The organism is Mesorhizobium sp. M6A.T.Ce.TU.002.03.1.1 (assembly GCF_003997275.1).
GTDB classification, from domain to species: domain Bacteria; phylum Pseudomonadota; class Alphaproteobacteria; order Rhizobiales; family Rhizobiaceae; genus Mesorhizobium; species Mesorhizobium mediterraneum.
Window position 1 is genome coordinate 1 of the sequence record NZ_RZTI01000111.1, and the last position, 20,895, is coordinate 20,895.

A 20,895-nucleotide genomic window follows, 5' to 3' on the forward strand; every position below is an offset into this window, starting at 1 on the left:
TGTCGCCCCCGCCGGTGCCAAAAGGCGAGGCCGTTCCGGATGCGATTCCCGCGCTGCGCGATGCCGGCAGCGGCCGCCCGACCAAGAAGGAACGCCGGGATACCGACCGGTTGTTCGACGACGACTGACGCATAACCGGGCTTAGCCGCATCGCCCCTCTGGAATTCCATTCCGGAACATCGGTGTCGCGCGGCAATGGCTGCCCTTGCAAGCAGCGGGTAAAGGCGTTACCTGACCAAAAAAGCCCAACAAAAACGGGACGTCCCGGAGCCGACTGATGACCTATGTCGTGACCGACAATTGCATAAAATGCAAATACATGGACTGCATCGAGGTCTGTCCGGTCGACTGTTTCTACGAAGGCGAGAACATGCTCGTCATCCATCCCGACGAGTGCATCGACTGTGGCGTCTGCGAACCCGAATGCCCGGCCGACGCGATCAAGCCGGATACCGAGCCGGGTCTCGACAAATGGCTGCAGATCAACACCGAATATGCTGATAAATGGCCCAACATCACCGCCAAGAAGGAGCCGCCGGCCGACGCCAAATCCTTCGATGGCGAGGCCGGCAAGTTCGAGAAATATTTCTCCGCCGAGCCCGGCGAAGGCGACTGACAAGACCGCTGAGTCAGCCAGCATAACGCCGCGTAATAGGCACGGCACATTAACCGCCTTGACAGGCGGCGATGGCGCATGGCCTTCGCGCGTGCAGCAAAACCTTGATTCTTCCGACTTTTTGTGCTACATCAACCAAACATGCCGGTGACACAACGTCGATTTATGGCGCAAACGCCCCAAATCACTGAAAGGTGAATTTCTCAATCCGGACCAGAGTGATCTGGGGCAGGCGATCGCAATTATGCGGTTTGCCGGCCTCGGCTTTTCCGGTGGGTTCATCGTTGCGCGGCTAACGATCGGTTACCCGATCGCGCGAGTTCGGCCGGCAGAATGCCGGTACCACACCAAGGAGTTCATGGCGTAATGGCAACTATCACCCCGCAGAAGAAGTCCAGCGCAGCGCGTCACGGTTTTAAGACCGGCGAGTACATCGTCTATCCGGCGCATGGCGTCGGCCAGATCGTCTCGATCGACGAGCAGGAAGTTGCGGGCCACAAGCTGGAACTGTTCGTCATCGACTTCCAGAAGGACAAGATGCGCCTGAAGGTGCCGGTTGCGAAGGCGACCTCCATCGGCATGCGCAAGCTGTCGGAAGAAGATTATGTCGATCGCGCGCTGAAAGTTGTGCAGGGCCGCGCCCGCGTCAAGCGCACCATGTGGTCGCGCCGCGCCCAGGAATATGACGCGAAGATCAATTCCGGCGACCTGATCTCGATCTCGGAAGTGGTGCGCGACCTCTACCGCGCCGACAACCAGCCGGAGCAGTCCTATTCCGAGCGCCAGCTTTATGAGGCGGCACTCGACCGCATGGCGCGAGAGATCGCGGCCGTCAACCGCATGTCGGAAACCGAAGCGGTGCGCCTCATCGAGGTGAACCTCAACAAGGGTCCGAAGCGCGGCGCCAAGGCCGACAACGAAGAAGCCGAGCAGGAAGAAGCTGCCTGAGCGCTTTCGCCTTAGAATTCAGAAAAACCCGGCCTCGCGCCGGGTTTTTTGTTTTTTGCATGTCGTTATGCCAAAACCGCTACGCCCTTTTGGGGCAGCATGCATTAATCTTCGCCGCCGCCTTCCTTCTCCGCCTCCTGCCTCAGCGTCGCGATGAACCGCTTGGTTCGCTGGCGCTCCGGATTGCTGAACAGAACAGCGGCGGGGCCTTTCTCGACGATGGCGCCGGCGTCGAGGAACACCACCTCCTGCGCGATCTTGGAGGCGAGGCGCAGATCATGCGTCGCCATCACCATGGTGGTGCCCTCGCGGGCGAGCTGGCTGAGCACGTCGACCACTTCCTGCGCCAATTCCGGGTCGAGCGCTGAGGTCGGCTCGTCGCACAGCAGCACCTTCGGCGACGGCGCCAGCGCCCGGGCAATCGCCACGCGTTGCTGCTGGCCGCCTGACAGGGTCGCCGGCCAGGCATCGGCCTTGTGCGCCATGCCGACCTTTTCGAGCAGGGCGAGCGCCCGCTCGCGCGCCCTCGCCGTCGGCCATTTCAGCACCGTCACCAGCCCCTCCATGACATTTTCGATCGCCGTGCGGTGCGGAAACAGCTGGAAATTCTGGAACACCATGCCCGTCTGCAACCGCAGGCGCTGGATGGCCCTGCCGGGAACTTTGCCGCCCGGTTGGAATTCGAGCGCGTCGTCGCCGATGCGCACCGTGCCCGAAGTCGGGATCTCGAGCAGGTTGATGCAGCGCAGCAGCGTGCTTTTCCCGCCGCCCGAGGGACCGACAAGGGCGGTGACGCTGCCTTCCTCGATGGTGACGGTCACGCCCTTCAGCACGAGGTTGTCGCCAAAGCGCTTCTCGATGTCGGTGAGGCCGATCATGAGCGCGCCTCCAGGAAGCCGCCATAGCGGTTGAGCCGCTTTTCCAAGCGCGTCTGCAATGCCGACAGCACGGAGCTCAGCGCCAGATAGAGAGCCGCCGCCTCGATATAGAGGATCAGCGGCTCATAGGTGGTGGCGACGATGCGCTGCGCCGCCTGGAACATCTCCGGCACGGTGATGGCGGCGGCCAGCGATGTATCCTTGACCAGCGAGATGAAGGTGTTGGATAGCGGCGGCACCGCGACGCGGCCGGCCTGCGGCAGTATGGTGCGCCGCATCGCCTGGCTCCAGGTCATGCCGATCGAATAGGCCGCCTCCCACTGCCCCTTCGGCACCGAGCCTATGACGGCGCGGATGATTTCCGACGTATAGGCGCCGATGTTGAGCGTGAAGCCGATCAACGCGGCTGAAAAAGCGTCGAGCAGGATGCCGACCGAAGGCAGGCCGTAGAAGATCAGGAAGAGTTGCACCAGAAGTGGCGTGCCACGGAAGATCCAGACGTAGAAGCGAACCACGGCGACCAGCGGCTTCGGGCCGAACAGCCGGACCAGCGCCGCGACCAGCCCAACGAACAGCCCGAAGGCGAACGACAGCAGCGTCAGCGGCACGGTAAAGATAAGCGCCGCCCACAACAGCGTCGGCAACGAGTCCAGCATCAATTGCAGCCAATGCGGCACGAAAACCCTCCTTGCGAGATTGCCGCCCAAAAACCGGCCCGGCAGCATCAAGGCGCGACCATACGGTCGTCATATCACGCGAAAAGCGGCGGCCGTCAAAGACGGCTCGCCGCGAGACTTGCTTGCCATGCGGGCCGGCAAACCCGGCCCGCTCCATGAAATGCGCTTACTTCGAAACGTCCTGGCCGAAATAGGTGTCGGCGATTTTCTGGTAGGTCCCGTCGGCCTTGATGTCGGCCAACGCCTGATTGATGGCGGCGACCAGTTCCGGATCGCCCTTGCGCACGATGACGCCGGAATAGTCGGCGTTTTCTTCCTGCGCGGCGATCTTCACATCGGCGTCGGGCTTGTGCTTCTTGAAATCGAGGAAGGACAGGCTGTCGTTGATGGTGGCGTCGGCGCGGCCGGTAAGAAGCAGCTGGATCGACTGGTCGAAACCGTCGGTGCCGACGAGCTCGGCGCCGTTCGTTTCGGCGAGTTTGCCGAAATTCGAGGTCAGCGACTGCGCTGCCTTCTTACCCCTAAGGTCGGCAAAGCTCTTGATGTCGGTATTGTCGCCGCGCACGATCAGCACCGCCTTGGAAGCGATGTAGGGATCGGAGAAATCATACTTGGCCTTGCGCGCCTCGGTGATGCCGACCTGGTTGATGACTGCGTCATAACGCTTGGCGTCTAGGCCGGCGATCAGCCCGTCCCATTTGCCTTCGAGGAATTCGGCCTTGACGCCGAGGCGCTTGGCGATCGCCTGGGCGATCTCGACGTCGAAGCCGACCAACGCACCCGAGGCATCATGATAGGTGAAGGGGGCATAGGTGCCTTCCGTGCCGACCTTGAAGACACCGGCCTGCTTGATCTGATCGAGATTGGCGCCGGCATGGCCTGATGTGACGGCCAGAACCTGCAATGTTGCGGCGACGATAAGCGATTTGAGCCATTTCATTTTTCTGTGATCCCGTCCTTGGCCGGTGTCCGGCGCATTTGTGAGCGCCGGAAACTGACAGATGCAGGCTTGCAAAATAAGGAATAAGATTTCAAAAATGATATGATTTCGAAATCCAATTCTAAAGCCCACATCGAGTCACGCCAACCGACCGCGTAGCGACCGCCGCAACGAGCTTTCGGACAGTGCAATCCACGCGACCTCAGCGGCGGAACCATTCACCCGCGTGGCACGTTCTTGGCTGTTGTAGGGCGCGGCGTCGCCAATTCAACCACGATGCCAGCTCAGGGTCGCACCACAACGCCCGGAACAGGGAGCGTGGCATGATGGAAGATACGGCAGGGCGAACCATGGTCCGCGCGGCGATGAAAGCCCCCTATCTCGAGCGCGACGAGGAGCATCTTCTCGCGCTGCGCTGGAAGGAAGACAACGACCAGCAGGCGCTGCACCAAATCGCCATGGCACATATGCGGCTGGTCATTTCCATGGCCTCGAAGTTCCGCCACTATGGCCTGCCGCTCGGCGACCTGGTCCAGGAAGGCCATGTTGGCCTGCTGGAGGCAGCGGCCCGCTTCGAACCGGAGCGCGAGGTACGGTTTTCGACCTATGCGACATGGTGGATCCGCGCCTCGATGCAGGACTACATCCTGCGCAACTGGTCGATCGTGCGTGGCGGCACCAGTTCGGCGCAAAAGGCGTTGTTCTTTAATCTGCGGCGCCTGCGCGCCCGCTTGGCAAACGGCGCCGAGCCGATCTCGAATACCTCGCTCTATCGCGAGGTGTCAGTGGCGCTCGGCGTCTCCGAGGCCGACGTGGCGATGATGGATTCCCGCCTTTCGGCACCGGACAGCTCACTCAACCAGCCGCTCGCCGACGATGCGGGCGCCACCGAGCGGATGGATTTCCTGGTTTCGGACGATCCTCTGCCGGACGAGGTCGTGGGTGACACGATCGATGTCGAACGCCGCTCTGTCTGGCTGAAAACGGCGCTCGGCGCGCTCAACGCCCGCGAGCTCAGGATCATTGAGGAGCGCCGGCTGAGCGACGAGGGCGCGACGCTCGAAGCGCTCGGCGAGGCGCTCGGCATCTCCAAGGAGCGCGTCCGCCAGATCGAGGCACGCGCCATGGAAAAGCTCAAGATAGCGCTGGTGAAGCAAAACCCCGAGTTTCTGGCGACAGCCGCCTAGGGTGTGTCGGGATTCAGGTTAGGCCGAGCCGAAAACGGTGGTTTCCGAGAACCGGAGCGGAGCGTACTTAAAGTACGTGAGCACCGGAAGCGCAGGAACTGCCGTTTGCAGGCCGGCATCACCTGAATATCGACACACCCTACCTGTCGGTGATGATCTTGACTTTATCACCGGCCGAAACGGCAGCACCGGGCGACATCGCATTGAGCACCCTGAACAGGTCGAGCTTGCGGTCGACGCCGACCATCTGCGCGGCGAGCGAACCCATGGTCTGTCCGGGCTGCACCGTGACGACGCGGATATGCAGCGGCTTCAGCGCCGCTTTCTCGGCCGCGCTCAAGATACGGAAGGAGCCGCTGACCGAGCGCGCCACCGCGTCCAGCGAGGTGCTGGCAGAGGGGGCTGCCGTCAACAGCCGGTAGACCTGACCGCCGGCGCGGATCACCGCGATGTCGAACTGCCAGCCCTCGGCGCTGGCATGCGCCGTCGCCGCCTCGTTGCCGTTGATCGTTTCCTGGCGCACGCTGCTTTCGTCGAGACCAGCCACCCAACCGCTGCGGATGTAGTCGGTCAGCGGGCGGCTCTTGTCGATCGAAACGCCGTCGAAGCGGATCGCTATGTCGCCCGGCCCGGTTGCCGTCACCGCCGCGGCCGAGTTGTCGATGATGAAGCCGCCGGGCACCGAGAATGACACGCCGAGCCCCGGATGCAGGAAGGTTTCGCCACGCACATAGCCTTCCTCCGGCGTGTCGCCATAGAGCAGGCCGTCTATACCGGCGAGGAAGGGGTCACGGTCGCGCGTCCCGACGCCAGGCGCGCCGAACTGGCGGGCATGGCGCTGCGCCAGATCGATGCGCTGCGGCGTGTTGGGGTGCGTCGCCAGGAAGTCGAGGCTGGCGTCGGTGGCGCCGCTGATCGAGCGGAAATCGGTGTAGGCCGACATGGACTGCAGGAAGCGGCCGGCGGCAAAGGGGTCGAAGCCCGCCTCGCCGATCGACTTGATGCCGATGCCGTCGGCCTCCAGCTCCTGATTGCGCGAGAACTGGGCAAGCCGCAGCTTGCCGCGGATCAGTGCCGCCTTGGCGGTCGGGCTGTCGCCGAGCACATCCGAGACGACCTTCGTAGCAAACCCCTCCTCGGCCTCAAGCTGCTGGCGCTGCAAGCCATGGTTGGCAGTGACGTGGCCCATCTCATGCGCGATCACCGCGGCGAGCTCGGCCGAATCGTTGGCCAGCGCCAACAGGCCGCGCGTGATGTAGAGATAGCCGCCCGGCAATGCGAAAGCGTTGACGTTGGGCGAATTGAGGATGGTGATGCGGTAGGTCTGGGTCGGGTTGGCCGACACCACGGTCAGGCGGCCGACGACCTTGGCGACCATGCGCTCGAGCTTGGGATCGGAATATTCACCGCCATAGGTGGCGAGGATACGCGGATGCTGCGCCTTCGCCATTTCGGCGAGCTTGCTGTTGGCGGCGACATTGTCGACTGTGATCGGTTTGCTGGAAGGCTGGAAGCCGGATTCCTGAACGTCCGGCGGCGTGAACATCTGGCAGCTTGCCAGCGCCATGGCAAAGCCGGCCAGCGCGAGGAAGCGCGCCAGCGGTTTCCTTCTCACTCTGTCGGTGCCGGTCGGCAGAACAGCTTCCTTTCGGGTCTCGGCACATGACCCCGAAAATCGGGCATCGATTTTCAGAAAAGGATCATGCGCAAAATCAAACTGCCACAGCATCCTTCGCGCGCACGAGCACACGCGGCACTGTAGTGGCAAATCACAGTCTATGCCGGACCAGTATCGGAGGACCTAGCCACACTACTTTGACCAAGGCAAGCAAACGCCACATCGCCTGAAGCCGGTTTGGCCGTAAATTATGTCCGCTTCCGGGCAACATCTCGTGATCCTTGGCCAAACGGACCTGCACCGATATAACGCCGGAATGCTTCCGGTCCAGCCTTGGTGAAAAAATCGGCGACAGCCCCAGTCGCGGCAACCGCGCCATTGTCCAGGAACACCATGTCCTGGCCGATACGGTGGGCGTCTTCCGGCTGATGCGTGACGAACAGCACCGTCATGCGCCGCTCCGCATGGACGCCGGCTACCAGGTCGAGCATGTCGTCACGCAAGGCCGGCCCGAGCGAGGCGAACGGCTCATCGAGCAAAAGAACCGGCCGATCGCGCACGAGGACGCGGGCGAGTGCGACACGCTGCCGCTCGCCGCCGGAGAGTTCGCGCGGCAGACGCTGTTCCTTGCCGGCAAGGCCGACGCGCTTGAGTGCCCCCGCGATTGCCACGTGGTCGGCCTCAGCCAGCCTGAGCGACGGCGAGCGGCCAAGGCCGACATTTCGTTCGACCGAAAGATGGGCGAAGAGATTGTTCTCCTGGAACACCATTGACACGGGCCGCGCCGAAGGCGGTTTGGCGCCGACATCGGCGCCGCTGATCAGCACGCGGCCCGACCGCGGCGTCTCGAAGCCGGCCACCAGATTGAGCAGCGTCGATTTTCCCGAGCCGCTCGGCCCCATGATCGCAGTGATCTTCGAGGCGGCGAACGCGACGTCGAATAAAAACGGCGCTTCACTATGGCTGAACGAAACCTTTTCCAGCCGCACAGCCGTGCCGTTTTCAGCGCTGTTGAGCGTCATGTCTTTTCTCCCCGCCCCAGCCGGTCCGCGGCCAGCACAAGCGCGAGACAGACCAGGCCGAGCAGCAGCGACAGGCCTGCGGCATCCATCGTGCGGTAGCTGCCCATGCGCGCCAGCAAGAGATAGGGCAGTGTCTGCAGGGAGTCGCTACCGAACAGGGCGATGACGCCGAGATCGCCGAGCGACAGTGCCATGGCAAAGGCGAAACCGGTGGCGAGCGGCCGCCGCAGCGACGGCCAGTCGATCAGCCGGAACCGGTTCCAGCCCGAAACGCCAAGCAGCAAACAGAGCCGTTCGTGGCGTTCGCTCGCCGCATCATAGCCGGGGCGAATAGCGCGGATGGCAAACGGCATCGCCATCACCGCGTTGACGGTGACGACCATGACAGGGGCGATGGCGAAGACGTCGCTGACGGTACGCAGGAGCAGAAACCAGCCGGCGCCGATGACGATGGGCGGAACGACGAGCACGAAGCCGGCGCCGGTATCGGTGGCATGCTCGAGCAGCGTCTTGGCGCCGACGCGACGCTTCAGGGCCAGTGCCCGTCGTGCCATGACGAGCGACAGCGACAGCGCCACCGAAAGCAGCGCCGCCAGCAAGGCGAGCACTGCGCTGGTCAGCGTCGCTTGCCGCACAGCGCTCTCGCCCGCCAGCCGGCCAAGATCGGCGCCAAGGCCTGACGCCACCGTGGCCGCCATCGGCCCGGCGACGAACAGCAATGCCAGAACGATCAATGCTGCGTTCAGCACGGTCTCGCCGACGCTTGCCGAAAGATACCGGCGCGGTGCCACCGACAGGTTGGCATCGCCGACGGTGTTGGCGCCGAGCCGCATCAAAACCAGCACCACGACGAAGGTCAGCGCGATCTGCAGCAGTGTCAGCGTCACCGCGCGGGCAGGATCGAAATCGAAACGCAGCGCCTGGTAGATAGCGACCTCCAGTGTCGTCGCGCGCGGCCCGCCGCCCAGCGTGAGCACGATGGTGAAGGATGTGATGCACAGCATGAAGACAAGCCCGGCGACGCCCGGCAGCGCCGCGCGCAGCGTCGGCCATTCGATCAGCCGGAAGGCCGGTCTGGCGCCCATGCCGAGCTGGCTCGCCAGCCGCCACTGGTCGGCCGGCACTGTCCCCAGCGCTTCAAGGAACAGCCGCGTTGCCAGCGGCAGGTTGAAGAAGACGTGGGCGACGAGGATGCCGGACAGGCCGTATATGCCTGGCCAACCCTGACCGCCAATCGCGCTGAGCAGGCCGGCGAAATAGCCGGCACGGCCATAGAGGGCCAGAATGCCGAGCGCGGCGACGATGGCCGGCAGCGCCAGCGGCACGGCGAAGAGCTGCAGGATGAAGCCACGGCCGAAGAAGCGCGGATGCCGCGACAGCGCCCGCGCAACGAACAGTGCCGGCACGACGGAAAGCAGTGTCGACAGAAGTGCCTGCCACAGCGTGAAACGGACAACGCGGAAGAGATAGGGATCGAAGGTCGACGCGGCGCCGGACGGGTCGCTCGTGCCCTCCACGACAAGACCGGCAAACGCCCCGCCAATCAAAAATGCTATTGCCGCCAGCGCGAGAATGCCGGCGTTGATGCGGGAGTCGGGTGATGGCGCGCGTTGCACGCTAGACCACCAGATTCGAGATTCTTAGCGAGGATTGCGTTCCTTCGCGCCCCCCTCTGTCCTGCCGGACATCTCCCCCACGAGGCGGGAGATTGGCAGGTTCAGCGCTCCGCTCATTCCGGCAATGTCGGAGATTGGCGAAAGCCGGCATGATGGCCGATCTCCCCCCTCGTGGGGGAGATGTCCGGCAGGACAGAGGGGGGCGCCGTAGAGTGATCATCGTCAATCAGAAGCTATTTGCTCATCACCGCCAGCCATTCGTCGACCCAGGCCTTGCGGTTGGCGGCGACCTCTTCGGGGCTGAACAGCAAGGCCTTGGTCGGCTTGACGAGCTTGTCGAAGGCTGGGTTGAGCGGCTTGTCGGTCTTGCCGGCAGGAAACATCCAGTTGGTCTCGGGGATGACATCCTGGAATTTCGGCCCGGTCATGAAGGCCAGGAACTTTTCCGCCAGCGGATTCTTCGCACCAGTCGTGGTGATGCCGGCAACCTCGATCTGCAGATACGCGCCCTCCTCGAAGGACGCCGCCTGATAGCGTTCGGTGTTTTCGGCGACCATGTGATAGGCCGGCGACGTGGTATAGGACAGCACCATCGGCGCCTCGCCCTTGGTGAACAGGCCATAGGCCTCGCTCCAGCCCGGCGTCACGGTGAGCACCTTTGCCCTGAGCTTGGCCCAGGCTTCCGGCGCCTTGTCGCCATAGACCGACCTCACCCACAACAGCAGGCCTAGACCGGGCGTCGAGGTGCGCGGATCCTGGATGACGATCTTCTCATCGGCACTGCCCTCGACCAATTCCTTCAGGCTTTTCGGCGGGGTCTTCAGCTTTTCGGTGTCGTAAACGACGGCAAAATAGCCATAGTCGAACGGCACAAAAATATCGTCGCTCCAGCCGCCCGGCACCTTGACGTCCGACACCGGGCCATGCGGCGAAAACAGGCCGGTGGCCTTGGCTTCCGCCGTCAGATTGGTGTCGAGGCCGAGCACGATGTCGGCCTTGGTCGCGGCCCCTTCCAGTCTGACACGGTTGAGCAGCGCGACGCCGTCGGCGACCGCAACGAAATCGAGAGTACAGCCGCATTCCGCCTCGAAGGCCTTCTTGACCGCGGGGCCTGGACCCCACTCGGCGGTGAAGCTCTCATAGGTATAGACGGTGAGTTTCTCTTGCGCGGATGCCTGCCCGATGCCGGCGAGAACGGACGCGGCAAGCAGCATTGCCGAAACAAGAGAGTATAAAAACGTGCGCATCGGCGCCTCATTCGTTCGCATTGAAAGGAATTGAGGCGTCGGGCTGTCCGAAACGTCTAATCCCTCCGCCGGTACAAACCGGATCAGGTTCAGCGGGTTGGCATGGTTGCCTCTCAGCTGGTCCGCGAAGATCGCGTCCAGCACCCCGTTAGAGCGTTTCGACACATAGGCCCGGCCGAAGTGCTGCGCAAGCTGAAGTTTGCAGGGTATCCGGAGCGCGGCCTTCCGTTTCGCAAGCAGGGCTGGTAAGGGCCACGCATATGAGCAAATTCACCATCCTGCTTGGCGGCGATCTTATCCGCACGCCGCTGCTCGACCGCCAGGTCGAAGGCTCCCGTGTCATCGCCGCCGACGCCGGCATCGGCCATGCCCGGACGCTGGGCCTGACGCCGGAACTCTGGGTCGGCGACTTCGATTCGGTGCCGGCGGATTTGCCGGATGATCTCGCCGCCGTGCCTCGCCAGGTGTTTCCGGCAGAAAAGGACAAGACCGACGGCGAACTGGCTATCGCCGCTGCGCTCGAACGCGGCGCGACCCGGCTCCTGCTCGCCGGCGCGTTCGGCGGCAAGCGCACCGACCACGCCTTCCTGCACCTCGCGCTCAGCATCCGGCTGGCCGAGGCAGGCATAGAGGTGCTTTTGACCAGCGGCGCACAGGAAGGCATCCCCTTGCTTCCCGGAAAGGCCGGCTTCGACTACGCCGACGGCACGCTATTTTCGATCCTCGGCTTCTCCGACCTTTTCGGCCTGACCGTCTCCGGCGCCAAATGGCCGCTGAACCATGTCGAGGTGGCGTTCGGCTCGTCGCTGACCATTTCCAACGAGGTCAAGGGCCGGCTCGAAATCGCCCTGGGCAGCGGCCGCGCGCTGTTGCTCGCCCATCCTTTCCCCCTACCTGAAAGCTGACATGGCGCCGCCACTTCTCAATCTCGACGGGATACAACTGACCTTCGGTGGCACGCCGCTGCTCGACGGGGCGGAACTGACAGCGTCGGCGGGCGACAAGATCGCTTTGGTCGGCCGCAATGGTTCGGGCAAGTCGACGCTGCTCAAGATCGCCGCGGGATTGATCGAGCCGCAGGACGGCGAGGTGTTCCGCCAGCCTTCGGCGACAGTGCGCTACCTGCCGCAAATGCCAGACATGGATGGTTTCGCCAGCGTCCGCGCCTATGTCGAGGCAGGGCTCGGGCCCGCGGACGATCCCTACCGCGCCACCTATCTGATGGAGCATCTCGGCCTGTCCGGCGAGGAACGGCCGAACGACCTGTCCGGCGGCGAGGCGCGCCGTGCTGCCCTCGCCCGTGTCATGGCGCCGGAGCCCGACATTCTCCTCCGCGATGAGCCGACCAACCATCTCGACCTGTCGGTCATCGAGTGGCTGGAGGAGGAGCTTGCCCGCACCTCTTCGGCGCTGATTGTCATCTCGCACGACCGCCGCTTTCTCGAGCGCGTATCGCGCGCCACCGTCTGGCTCGACCGCGGCCAGACCCGCCGCCTGGACAAGGGCTTTGGCCATTTCGAGGAATGGCGCGACACGGTGCTGGAAGAAGAAGAGCGCGAGCAGCACAAGCTCGGCCGCCAGATCGTGCGCGAAGAGCATTGGCTGCGTTATGGCGTGACAGCGCGGCGCAAGCGCAACATGCGCCGGCTCGGCGAATTGCAGACCATGCGCCAGCGCTTTCGCGGTCATCGCGGCGCCGAGGGCGCGGCGACCATGGTGGCCAGCGATGCCGCCGAATCCGGCAAACTGGTCATCGAGGCCAAGAACATCGAGAAGAGCTTTGGCGGCCTTACCGTAGTCAAGGGCTTTTCGACCCGTATCCAGCGCGGCGACCGTGTCGGCTTGGTCGGGCCGAACGGCGCCGGCAAGACGACGCTCTTGAAGATGCTGACCGGCGAATTGAAGCCGGACTCAGGCACGGTACGGCTCGGCACCAATCTGGAGATCGCCACGCTCGACCAGAAGCGCGAGGCGGTCGATCCGGCCGAAACACTCGCGCAATATCTCACTGACGGTCGTGGCGAAAACCTCGTCATCAATGGCGAACAGCGCCACGTCGTCTCCTACATGAAGGATTTCCTGTTCAAACCGGAACAGGCACGCACGCCGGTGCGCGAGCTTTCGGGCGGCGAGCGGGCGCGGCTGTTGCTGGCCCGCGTGCTGGCGCGGCCGGCAAACCTGCTGGTGCTCGACGAGCCGACCAACGACCTCGACATGGAGACGCTGGAACTGCTGCAGGAGCTGGTCGCCGGTTTTGCCGGCACCGTCATCCTGGTCAGCCACGACCGCGATTTCCTCGACCGCACCGTGACCAGCCTGATCGCGCCGGACGGCGACGGCCGCTGGATCGAATATGCCGGCGGCTATTCCGACATGCTGGCGCAGCGCGGCGGCACCAAGCTGGACGACCGCAAGGCGCGGACGAAGACCGAGACCAGCGAAGCGACGGCGGCAGCCAGGACCGAAGCGACTGCGCCGAAGGGCCCGGCAAAGAAACTGTCGTTCAAGCAGAAATTCGCGCTGGAATCGCTGCCCAAGAAGATCGAGGCGGTGACCGCCTCGATCTCACGTCTGGAGGACAACATCGCCGACCCGGCCTATTACGAGCGCGATCCGGCCTCATTCCAGAAGACCATCGCCGCCCTCGACAAGGAGCGGGCCACGCTGGCAGCGCTCGAGGAGGAATGGCTGGAACTTGAAATGTTAAGGGAAGAAATGGAGGGGTAAGGAGCGTTCGGCCGCGGGCCGATCGATCGACAACTATTTGTAGATTGGAGCGACGAACGCCGAAGCCCTAGCGGAGGGCTGGGCGCACGATCAGACGCCGTTTCGTCGTTGCTACGCCGGGCAAATGCGCATAGATTATGCGCACACTGCGGAGGTCACAATGCGCAAGCTAGCCTTGAACGCGGTTCGCCAGCCGGCAAACCTGTCGATCGACTCAAAACTCATGAAGGAAGCCAAGGGGCTTGACGTGAACGTCTCACGCGCCGCGGAGGCCGGCATTGCAGAGGCTGTCGCTGCCGAAAAGGCGCGACTATGGAAGCTTGAGAACCGAGCCACGATCGAGGCGTGGAACGAATACGTCGAAAAGCACGGTATTCCGCTGGAAGAACATCGGCAGTTCTGATGGCACGGTATGATGTCTTCGCGGGCCGGGTCGAAGGCAGCTATTTGCTGGACGTTCAATCCGACCTGCTCGACGATTTTAAAACACGGGTAGTGATCCCGCTTCTGCCGATAACAATGACGCCGCCGCCGATGCGAAAGCTCCACCCCATCCTCGAGATCAATGGACGAAAATTGATAATGGTGACCCATCTGATCGCCACGGTTCCGGCCAAGGAATTGGGTGAAAGTCGACTGAATATCACCAGGCACCACGACGACATCGTGGCAGCACTCGACATGCTGTTCCAAGGCTTCTGAGCCAAAGGGGAGCGTTAGGCTGGTGAGCGCGGCCCTCAGCCCGCCGTCTTTGTCTGCCAGGCCTTCAGCGCCTCATCGAACACCTTCTCGCCGGGAATGCCCTTTTCCATGGTGAGCAGCGCCCGCCGTCCGGTCTTGTAGACGACCGGCACGTCGATCCAGTTCTGGCCCCGGAGCAGGGTCAGATTGGCGTCTTCGTCCGCCTTGGTGTCGTTGAGAGCGACCAGGAAGAAGCCGTCGGCGATTTTGGCCGGGATGCCGATCAGCGGACTACCGGCATCCTGTTCGGAGCCCTTCATGGCGACGCGCAGGATATTGTCGACGCCGCCGCCGTCGAAACCGTCGGGCGTCAGGAAAATCATTTCGATGATATGGCTGGCCGGCAGCGTTTGGTCGGTGTTGCGGCGGATGGTCATGCGCAACTGCACGTCCTTGCCCGGAATGCTCGCCTCGGCGCGGATTGCCGGCTCGGGCGGCAGATTGCCGCCGGGCGATTCCTGCACCAGCGACCAGACGATGCTGCCGGGCTCGGCTGAGCCTTGGGCGGTGCTGGTGCGCTCCTCGTAGAAGATCGCCTTCTGGCCGACCGCCAGCGCGGTTTCCGCAGGCGCGGCTGTCGGCGCGGCCGGTGTGGCACTCGGGGCCGGCGCTGCCGGGGCGGCTGCGCTGTCGGTAGGCGCCGCCGGCGCCGGCGCTGCTCCATCGGCAGGCGGCGTTGTTGCAGGGGCTGCACCTGGCGTGGCGGGCGCATTCGTGGCTGGCGCATCGCCGGCCGGCGCTGCAGGCGCAGGTGTGGCCGGAGGCGGCGTGGTCAATGCCGCGACGGATTCGCCCTCTCCGATGCCGCTTTGTCCTGAAGCAGCGGGGCCGGGATCGACCTCACCGCCCTCGGGCGTCAGGCGCTGGGTGAACTTTGCGCCCTCGGCATCAGTGGGAGCCGCTGCGGCCGGAGGCCTTGCCGCGGCATCGGTAGCCGGCTCGGTCGGGGCAGGCTTCACCAGCGGTTCGATCGTTGCGACCTCGGTGCTGTTGAGACCCAGCATATTGCTGAACGCGTCCTTGTTCAGCCAGATGCCGTAGCCGCCGCCGGCAACGACGAGCAGAGCGACGACAGCGGCGATCAGCCCGCCATAGCTGCGCTTGCGCTCGGCAGGACGCAGACGCGGAAAGGTGTCCGCCGCCGGTTCCTCCTCGTTGGAAAAGACATCGCTTCTCAAGACGTCGCCCTTTTCGTCCGCCGCTGGAAAATCCCTGTCCGAAGGCACCGGATCGGCGCGCTCTGGAGGAGAAGCAACGGACGGCGGCTTTTGCCAGTTCGGCGCGGCTTTGGCGGCAGGCGTCGGCTGCCATGCCGGTTCGGTCTTTGCCGGCTGCCATGCTGGCTCGGCCTTTGCCGGCTGCCGGACATGGCTGGGTTGGTTCTTGTTGCGGTCGATGGAGGAGAAGATGTCTTCCAGTTCCGCCAGCGGATCGGATGCGGGCGCAGGCTTGGCATAGCCCCGCTCGACGCTGGCGATGGCGTCTTCCAGGGTGCGCTTATGCTGGGCAACGACCGAAGGCGCCAGCGGCGGTGTGTTCTTGGCCAGCTTGTCCGCGATGGTCGAGCGAGCCTTCTCATAGACTCTCGCGCGTATCTCCGGCGTCGGATTGCCAAGGCCATCGAGCGTCTTTTTCAGAGCACCAACAAAATCTGCCATGCTTCAGTCGACCTGCATTTCGTTTCTGGGCCGGCCCCCGCAAATCGGCCGCGATGCCCGGAACGGCTGAGAATCTAGTCTTGAAACGGATCGGTCACAAGTATTGTGTCGTCCCGTTCAGGGCTGGTGGAAAGGAGTGCGACCGGCGCGCCGATCAGTTCCTCGATATGACGGACATATTTGACTGCCTGGGCCGGCAGATCGTTCCAGCTTCTGGCGCCGGCGGTGGTGCCTTTCCAGCCCTCCAGCGTCTCGTAGACCGGTTCGACTCGCGCCTGCGCGCCCTGGCTGGCCGGCAGATAATCGATCGCCTCGCCGTCGAGGCGGTAGCCGGTGCAGACCTTGATCTCGTCCAGACCGTCGAGCACGTCGAGCTTGGTCAGAGCGATGCCCTTGATGCCATTGACGGCGACGGCTTGGCGAACCAGCACGGCATCGAACCAGCCGCAGCGGCGCTTGCGGCCAGTGACGACGCCGAACTCGTGGCCGCGCGTGCCCAGGAACTCGCCGATCTCGTTCTTCTGTTCGGTCGGGAACGGACCCTCGCCGACACGCGTCGTATAGGCCTTGGTGATGCCGAGGACATAGCCGATGGCACCCGGGCCGACGCCAGATCCGGCTGAGGCCTGGCCGGCGACCGTGTTGGACGAAGTGACGAACGGATAGGTGCCGTGGTCGATGTCGAGCAGCGTGCCTTGCGCGCCTTCGAACAGGATGCGTTCGCCGGCGCGGCGCTTGTCGTCGAGGATCTTCCAGACACGGTCCATATAGGGCAGGATCTCGTCGGCGACGGAAATCAGCTCATTCATGATCGCGTCATGCGTGACTTCGGCGTGACCGAGCCCGCGGCGCAGAGCATTGTGGTGCGTCAGCAGCCTGTCGACCTTCAAGGGCAGCGTTTCCAAATCCGCCAAATCCATCACCCTGACCGCGCGCCGGCCCACCTTATCCTCATAAGCAGGGCCGATGCCGCGACGGGTCGTGCCGATCTTCGTTCCGGAATTGGTGGCGGCGTCCTCGCGGAATCCGTCCAGTTCCCGGTGCAAGGACAGGATAAGCGCGGTGTTTTCGGCTATTTTCAGGCGCTCAGGTGTCACCTCGACGCCTTGCGCCTTCAATTTCGCCACTTCCGCGACGAAGGCGTGCGGATCGAAGACGACGCCATTGCCGATGATGGACAGCTTGCCTTGCCGCACCACGCCGGACGGCAGCAGCGACAGCTTGTAGACCTTACCGTCGACAACCAGCGTATGGCCGGCATTGTGGCCGCCCTGGAAGCGCACGACGACGTCGGCACGCTCCGACAGCCAGTCAACGATCTTGCCTTTGCCCTCGTCGCCCCATTGCGAGCCGACGACCACCACATTGGCCATGTTTCTTTTCCCTTGAGGCGCCGCTCGGAGCGGCTTGAAATGGTTTCGAAACGACAGGCTTCTATCGCATCGGCCCGAAAATCGGAATCGATTTCGGCGAGCCCGATGCGAACATTCAAAGCCTTGAGACGCGTACTGTGTGCGACCAAGTGGACGCACGTCGCTCTATAACGTCAAGACCCGGCGAGCGCGACCATTCTTTACCGCCGAAGGCGCCCCCAGGCACAACAATTTTCGCCTTTGACATCATTTACTTGGACGAACCATCCCAATAGGTCGGCAAAAGACCCTTCGCCTGCCCGCCCCGGCTGGAAAATTTCGCGATGCATCGAACCGCCTATCTATTCCTGCTGTTCACCACCTTGCTGTGGGGCGGCAACTCCGTGGCCGGCAAGCTGGCGGTCGACCACATTTCGCCGATGACGCTGGTCTTCCTGCGCTGGGTTCTGGCCGTTCTGATCATGCTGCCGATCGGCTGGCGAACGTTGCGCGAGGACTGGCCGGTGGTGCGCAAGCATTGGTTGCTGCTCGGCGGGCTCGGCGCTTGCGGCTTCACCTTCTTCAACGCCATCTTCTACACGGCGCTCAACTACACCACGGCGATCAACGTCTCGATCGAGCAGGCGGCGATACCGATCGTGATCATCCTCGCCAATTTCGTGCTGTTTCGCCTGCGTGTGAACCGGGTGCAGATCGCCGGCGTCGTGCTGACGATCATCGGCGTCGCCCTGACCGCCAGCCATGGCGATCTGCGCCAGCTCCTCAGGCTGGATCTCAATTTCGGCGACGCCATCATGCTGATCGCGGTGCTTTGCTACAGCTTCTACTCGGTCGGGCTGCGGCTGAAGCCGGCCATACGCTGGCAGAGCCTGATGCTGGCGCTGTCGATTGCCGCACTTGCCACTTCGCTGCCTTTCTTCCTGTGGGAGGTGGCGGCCGGCAAGGTCATCGTTCCCGATGCACGCGGCTGGGCGGTCGCGTTCTACACCGCGATCGGCGCCTCGGTCATCTCGCAGATCTTCTACATCAGGGGCAACGAGCTGATCGGCGCCAACCGGGCCGGCCTGTTCATCAATCTGGTGCCGATCTTCGGCACGCTGCTCTCGGTGCTGATCGTCGGTGAGACATTCCAGCTCTATCAGGCGCTGGCCCTCGTGCTGGTGCTCGGCGGCATCAGCCTCGCCGAATACAGCGGAAGGAAGATGGCGATTTAGCCGGCAAATGTTCGGCGCCGGATGCGGATGGTGCGATCCAGAGCCTGTCGCAGCCTCATGGTGAACCAAGCCCCTACAACAGTGGCCGGACGAATATCCAAAACAACTAATGTATTAAGAACCAGAGATACCAGTACGGCTGTATTAAGGATACGGACATTCCAATATACGGCGCCATTCCCTGGAGATTGACTTTTTCATCTTTCGCAACTCATCTTCCCAGCACCAGTTTAGCTGATCTCGGTGAAATGGAGACGATCATGAATTTTCGAATGCTTGCGGCGCTTGTCCTTGCTTTTGTTGGCTTGGCAGCCTTTCCCGTATCGGCCTCCGCAGCCACCGCCTATACAACCGGGACCTTGAATGTGCGAAGCGGCCCTGGCCCCGGCTATGCAAGGATCGCAACATTGCCGGCCGGCCACAGGGTGACGGTGATCGATTGCCAGGGCAGCTGGTGCGCAATTCGTGCCGCCGGGATACGGGGCTGGGCCAGCGCAAACTATCTGGACCGCGTCTATGTTTCCCGACCGATCGTCGTGCGGCCGCACATTATCGTTCGCCCGCCGCATTACCGTCCGCATCGGCCGCACCGGCCGCATAAGCCGCACCGGCCCCGTCCCGGCAAATGCAAGATCGCGCCCGGCTTCGCCTGCAAATAACGGCCGTCAAAGGATTATCCAAACGCTCTGACGTCATTGTCGAAACGCCCCGTGTGCTTTTGGAAGCACGCGGGGCGCGGATGATTCAGGCGCCGCCCACATCGAAATGCAGCCGCTTGGCGGAGTCGATCGACTTGTGCGCCCGCACCTGCTCCAGCACGTTTTCCGGGAACGGCGCATCGAGATAGAGCAGCGCGATGGCATCGCCGCCAGGCCGGTTGCGGCCGAGCTGGAAGTTGGCGATGTTGACGCCGTTCTCGCCGCAGACCGTGCCGAGCAGGCCGATGATGCCGGGCGCATCGGCATTGGTCGTGTAGAGCATGTGCTGGCCGACCTCGGCGTCAAGGTTGATGCCCTTGATCTGGATGAAGCGCGGCTTGCCGTCAGAGAAGCAGGTGCCGGCGATCGAGCGCGTCCTATGCTCGGTCTTGACCGTGAGCTTGATATAGCCGTCGAACACGCCGGATTTGTCGCGCTTGACCTCGGCGACGATGATGCCGCGCTCCTTAACCATGATCGGCGCCGACACCATGTTGACGTCGGAGACCTGCGGCCGGATCAGCCCGGCAAGGGTGGCGCTGATAAGTGCTCGCGTGTTCATCGTCGCGGTCGACCCGTCGAACAGGATCTCGACCTCTTTGATCGGATCCTCGGTGACCTGTCCGACAAAGGCGCCGAGCACTTCGGCAAGCTTGACGAAAGGTTTCAGGCGCGGCGCTTCCTCGGCGGTGATCGACGGCATGTTGATGGCGTTGGAAACGGCGCCCTTGATCAGATAGTCGGACATCTGCTCGGCGACATGCAGGGCGACATTCTCCTGCGCTTCGGTGGTCGACGCGCCGAGATGCGGCGTCGCCACGACATTCTCCAGGCCGAACAGTTCATTATACTCCGCCGGTTCGACCTCGAACACGTCGATGCCAGCACCTGCCACCTTGCCGCTTTTCAGCGCCGCGATCAGATCGGCCTCGACGACCAGCCCGCCACGCGCGCAATTGATGATGCGCACACCGGTCTTCATTTTGGCGATCGCCGCGGCGTCGATGATGTTACGCGTTTTGTCGGTAAGCGGTGTGTGCAGCGTGATGAAGTCGGCGCGGGCGAACAACTCGTCGAGCTCGACCTTCTCGACGCCGAGCTCCTCGGCGCGGCTGTCCGACAGGAACGGATCGAAGGCGATGACGTGCATCTTCAGGCCGACGCCGCGTGTGGCGACGATCGAGCCGATATTGCCGCAGCCGATGATGCCCAGCGTCTTGCTGGTGATCTCGATGCCCATGAAGCGGTTCTTTTCCCATTTGCCGGCATGGGTCGAGGCATTGGCTTCCGGTATCTGGCGGGCCAGCGCAAAGATCATGGCGACGGCATGCTCGGCGGTGGTGATCGAATTGCCGAAGGGCGTGTTCATCACGATGATGCCCTTGCGGCTTGCCGCCGGGATGTCGACATTGTCGACGCCGATGCCGGCGCGGCCGACCACCTTCAATTTGGTGGCGGCGTTGATCAGCTTCTCGGTGACTTTCGTCGCCGAACGGATGGCGAGGCCGTCATACTGACCGATCACTTCAAGGAGCTTTTCCTTGTCCTTGCCGAGATCGGGCAGGTAGTCGACCTCGATGCCGCGATCCCTGAAGATCTGCACGGCGGTGGTGGAGAGTTTGTCTGAGACGAGAACGCGGGGCATGGGCTAGATCCTTTGCGATTGGCGCCCCTCCCCCTTGAGGGGAGGGTCGGCGCGAAGCGCCGGGGTGGGGTCGTTGCGGCCGGACGCGGC

The 20,895-nt window shown here is 63.3% G+C and carries 19 protein-coding genes, 1 pseudogene and 1 riboswitch; of the genes and pseudogenes, 10 read left to right on the forward strand and 10 right to left on the reverse strand.

Annotated elements, in window-relative coordinates; translation table 11 throughout:
- The 3 genes and pseudogenes from EOC93_RS35000 to EOC93_RS25470 all read left to right on the forward strand — a co-directional run.
- A pseudogene (locus tag EOC93_RS35000) lies at positions 1–128 on the forward strand (RNA-binding S4 domain-containing protein); the annotation flags it as partial.
- 149 nt (positions 129–277) lie between these two features.
- Positions 278–616: a ferredoxin FdxA gene (gene fdxA / locus EOC93_RS25465; RefSeq protein WP_095487362.1), complete on the forward strand. Its 339-nt coding sequence runs from the start codon at positions 278–280 to the stop codon at positions 614–616.
- Between the two features lie 366 nt (positions 617–982).
- On the forward strand, positions 983–1,564 hold the full coding sequence (locus EOC93_RS25470) for a CarD family transcriptional regulator (RefSeq protein ID WP_027152934.1): 582 nt from the start codon (positions 983–985) through the stop codon (positions 1,562–1,564).
- Between the two features lie 104 nt (positions 1,565–1,668).
- Here EOC93_RS25470 and EOC93_RS25475 read toward each other — a convergent pair whose 3' ends face one another.
- The 3 genes from EOC93_RS25475 to EOC93_RS25485 all read right to left on the reverse strand — a co-directional run bounded on the left by EOC93_RS25475 (position 1,669) and on the right by EOC93_RS25485 (position 4,059).
- A complete protein-coding gene (locus EOC93_RS25475; RefSeq protein WP_095487364.1) occupies positions 1,669–2,442 on the reverse strand; it encodes an amino acid ABC transporter ATP-binding protein in 774 nt (257 codons plus the stop codon).
- Positions 2,439–3,119, reverse strand: coding sequence for an amino acid ABC transporter permease (locus tag EOC93_RS25480; protein WP_029348816.1), 681 nt, complete (start codon positions 3,117–3,119; stop codon positions 2,439–2,441). Before EOC93_RS25480 ends, EOC93_RS25475 begins: the two co-directional genes overlap by 4 nt.
- Before the next feature lie 166 nt (positions 3,120–3,285).
- On the reverse strand, positions 3,286–4,059 hold the full coding sequence (locus tag EOC93_RS25485) for an amino acid ABC transporter substrate-binding protein (RefSeq protein WP_095487677.1): 774 nt from the start codon (positions 4,057–4,059) through the stop codon (positions 3,286–3,288).
- Between the two features lie 323 nt (positions 4,060–4,382).
- Between EOC93_RS25485 and EOC93_RS25490 the strand changes: the two genes are divergently transcribed.
- Positions 4,383–5,246: an RNA polymerase factor sigma-32 gene (locus tag EOC93_RS25490; protein ID WP_095487366.1), complete on the forward strand. Its 864-nt coding sequence runs from the start codon at positions 4,383–4,385 to the stop codon at positions 5,244–5,246.
- 139 nt (positions 5,247–5,385) lie between these two features.
- On the opposite strand, the gene EOC93_RS25495 is transcribed toward EOC93_RS25490, so the two are convergent.
- From EOC93_RS25495 to thiB, 4 genes are all read right to left on the reverse strand, one after another.
- A complete protein-coding gene (locus EOC93_RS25495; RefSeq protein ID WP_164547277.1) occupies positions 5,386–6,813 on the reverse strand; it encodes a M48 family metalloprotease in 1,428 nt (475 codons plus the stop codon).
- A gap of 299 nt (positions 6,814–7,112) precedes the next feature.
- Positions 7,113–7,886, reverse strand: a complete 774-nt coding sequence (thiQ, locus tag EOC93_RS25500) for a thiamine ABC transporter ATP-binding protein (RefSeq protein WP_095487367.1) — start codon at positions 7,884–7,886, stop codon at positions 7,113–7,115.
- Positions 7,883–9,502: a thiamine/thiamine pyrophosphate ABC transporter permease gene (thiP, locus tag EOC93_RS25505; RefSeq protein WP_127205982.1), complete on the reverse strand. Its 1,620-nt coding sequence runs from the start codon at positions 9,500–9,502 to the stop codon at positions 7,883–7,885. The genes thiQ and thiP overlap by 4 nt, the downstream gene beginning before the upstream one ends.
- 233 nt (positions 9,503–9,735) lie before the next feature.
- A complete protein-coding gene (gene thiB, locus EOC93_RS25515) occupies positions 9,736–10,749 on the reverse strand; it encodes a thiamine ABC transporter substrate binding subunit (protein ID WP_095487681.1) in 1,014 nt (337 codons plus the stop codon).
- 43 nt (positions 10,750–10,792) lie between these two features.
- A riboswitch (TPP riboswitch) is annotated at positions 10,793–10,907 on the reverse strand.
- Between the two features lie 102 nt (positions 10,908–11,009).
- Between thiB and EOC93_RS25520 the strand changes: the two genes are divergently transcribed.
- From EOC93_RS25520 to EOC93_RS25535, 4 genes are all read left to right on the forward strand, one after another.
- On the forward strand, positions 11,010–11,654 hold the full coding sequence (locus EOC93_RS25520) for a thiamine diphosphokinase (RefSeq protein WP_095487371.1): 645 nt from the start codon (positions 11,010–11,012) through the stop codon (positions 11,652–11,654).
- A 1-nt stretch (position 11,655) separates the two neighbouring features.
- Positions 11,656–13,476, forward strand: a complete 1,821-nt coding sequence (locus EOC93_RS25525) for an ABC-F family ATP-binding cassette domain-containing protein (RefSeq protein ID WP_127205983.1) — start codon at positions 11,656–11,658, stop codon at positions 13,474–13,476.
- 160 nt (positions 13,477–13,636) lie between these two features.
- A complete protein-coding gene (locus tag EOC93_RS25530) occupies positions 13,637–13,879 on the forward strand; it encodes a type II toxin-antitoxin system CcdA family antitoxin (RefSeq protein WP_095487682.1) in 243 nt (80 codons plus the stop codon).
- A complete protein-coding gene (locus tag EOC93_RS25535; protein ID WP_127205984.1) occupies positions 13,879–14,178 on the forward strand; it encodes a CcdB family protein in 300 nt (99 codons plus the stop codon). Before EOC93_RS25530 ends, EOC93_RS25535 begins: the two co-directional genes overlap by 1 nt.
- Positions 14,179–14,213: 35 nt before the next feature.
- On the opposite strand, the gene EOC93_RS25540 is transcribed toward EOC93_RS25535, so the two are convergent.
- Complete coding sequence (locus EOC93_RS25540; RefSeq protein WP_127205985.1) at positions 14,214–15,875, reverse strand: hypothetical protein; 1,662 nt, start codon at positions 15,873–15,875, stop codon at positions 14,214–14,216.
- 74 nt (positions 15,876–15,949) lie between these two features.
- Entirely contained in the window at positions 15,950–17,248 is a 1,299-nt protein-coding gene (locus EOC93_RS25545; protein WP_095487377.1) for an adenylosuccinate synthase, read from the reverse strand.
- A 323-nt stretch (positions 17,249–17,571) separates the two neighbouring features.
- Between EOC93_RS25545 and EOC93_RS25550 the strand changes: the two genes are divergently transcribed.
- Together EOC93_RS25550 and EOC93_RS25555 are read left to right on the forward strand one after the other, a co-directional pair.
- The gene (locus EOC93_RS25550) at positions 17,572–18,462 is read left to right on the forward strand and encodes a DMT family transporter (RefSeq protein ID WP_127205986.1); all 891 of its coding nucleotides are present in this window, start codon (positions 17,572–17,574) and stop codon (positions 18,460–18,462) included.
- Between the two features lie 272 nt (positions 18,463–18,734).
- Positions 18,735–19,121, forward strand: coding sequence for an SH3 domain-containing protein (locus EOC93_RS25555; RefSeq protein WP_245461539.1), 387 nt, complete (start codon positions 18,735–18,737; stop codon positions 19,119–19,121).
- 85 nt (positions 19,122–19,206) lie between these two features.
- On the opposite strand, the gene serA is transcribed toward EOC93_RS25555, so the two are convergent.
- Entirely contained in the window at positions 19,207–20,805 is a 1,599-nt protein-coding gene (serA, locus tag EOC93_RS25560) for a phosphoglycerate dehydrogenase (RefSeq protein WP_127205988.1), read from the reverse strand.
- Between the last annotated feature and the right edge of the window lie 90 nt (positions 20,806–20,895).

Coding starts and splice junctions, on each gene's coding strand:
- EOC93_RS25525 (WP_127205983.1), top strand. CDS start 11,656: ATGGCGCCGCCACTTCTCAATCTCGACGGGATACAACTGACCTTCGGT.
- EOC93_RS25490 (WP_095487366.1), top strand. CDS start 4,383: ATGATGGAAGATACGGCAGGGCGAACCATGGTCCGCGCGGCGATGAAA.
- EOC93_RS25540 (WP_127205985.1), bottom strand. CDS start 15,875: ATGGCAGATTTTGTTGGTGCTCTGAAAAAGACGCTCGATGGCCTTGGC.
- EOC93_RS25545 (WP_095487377.1), bottom strand. CDS start 17,248: ATGGCCAATGTGGTGGTCGTCGGCTCGCAATGGGGCGACGAGGGCAAA.
- EOC93_RS25485 (WP_095487677.1), bottom strand. CDS start 4,059: ATGAAATGGCTCAAATCGCTTATCGTCGCCGCAACATTGCAGGTTCTG.
- EOC93_RS25495 (WP_164547277.1), bottom strand. CDS start 6,813: ATGGCGCTGGCAAGCTGCCAGATGTTCACGCCGCCGGACGTTCAGGAA.
- thiQ (WP_095487367.1), bottom strand. CDS start 7,886: ATGACGCTCAACAGCGCTGAAAACGGCACGGCTGTGCGGCTGGAAAAG.
- EOC93_RS25520 (WP_095487371.1), top strand. CDS start 11,010: ATGAGCAAATTCACCATCCTGCTTGGCGGCGATCTTATCCGCACGCCG.
- EOC93_RS25530 (WP_095487682.1), top strand. CDS start 13,637: ATGCGCAAGCTAGCCTTGAACGCGGTTCGCCAGCCGGCAAACCTGTCG.
- EOC93_RS25475 (WP_095487364.1), bottom strand. CDS start 2,442: ATGATCGGCCTCACCGACATCGAGAAGCGCTTTGGCGACAACCTCGTG.
- EOC93_RS25535 (WP_127205984.1), top strand. CDS start 13,879: ATGGCACGGTATGATGTCTTCGCGGGCCGGGTCGAAGGCAGCTATTTG.
- EOC93_RS25470 (WP_027152934.1), top strand. CDS start 983: ATGGCAACTATCACCCCGCAGAAGAAGTCCAGCGCAGCGCGTCACGGT.
- EOC93_RS25550 (WP_127205986.1), top strand. CDS start 17,572: ATGCATCGAACCGCCTATCTATTCCTGCTGTTCACCACCTTGCTGTGG.
- fdxA (WP_095487362.1), top strand. CDS start 278: ATGACCTATGTCGTGACCGACAATTGCATAAAATGCAAATACATGGAC.
- serA (WP_127205988.1), bottom strand. CDS start 20,805: ATGCCCCGCGTTCTCGTCTCAGACAAACTCTCCACCACCGCCGTGCAG.
- EOC93_RS25555 (WP_245461539.1), top strand. CDS start 18,735: ATGCTTGCGGCGCTTGTCCTTGCTTTTGTTGGCTTGGCAGCCTTTCCC.
- thiB (WP_095487681.1), bottom strand. CDS start 10,749: ATGCGCACGTTTTTATACTCTCTTGTTTCGGCAATGCTGCTTGCCGCG.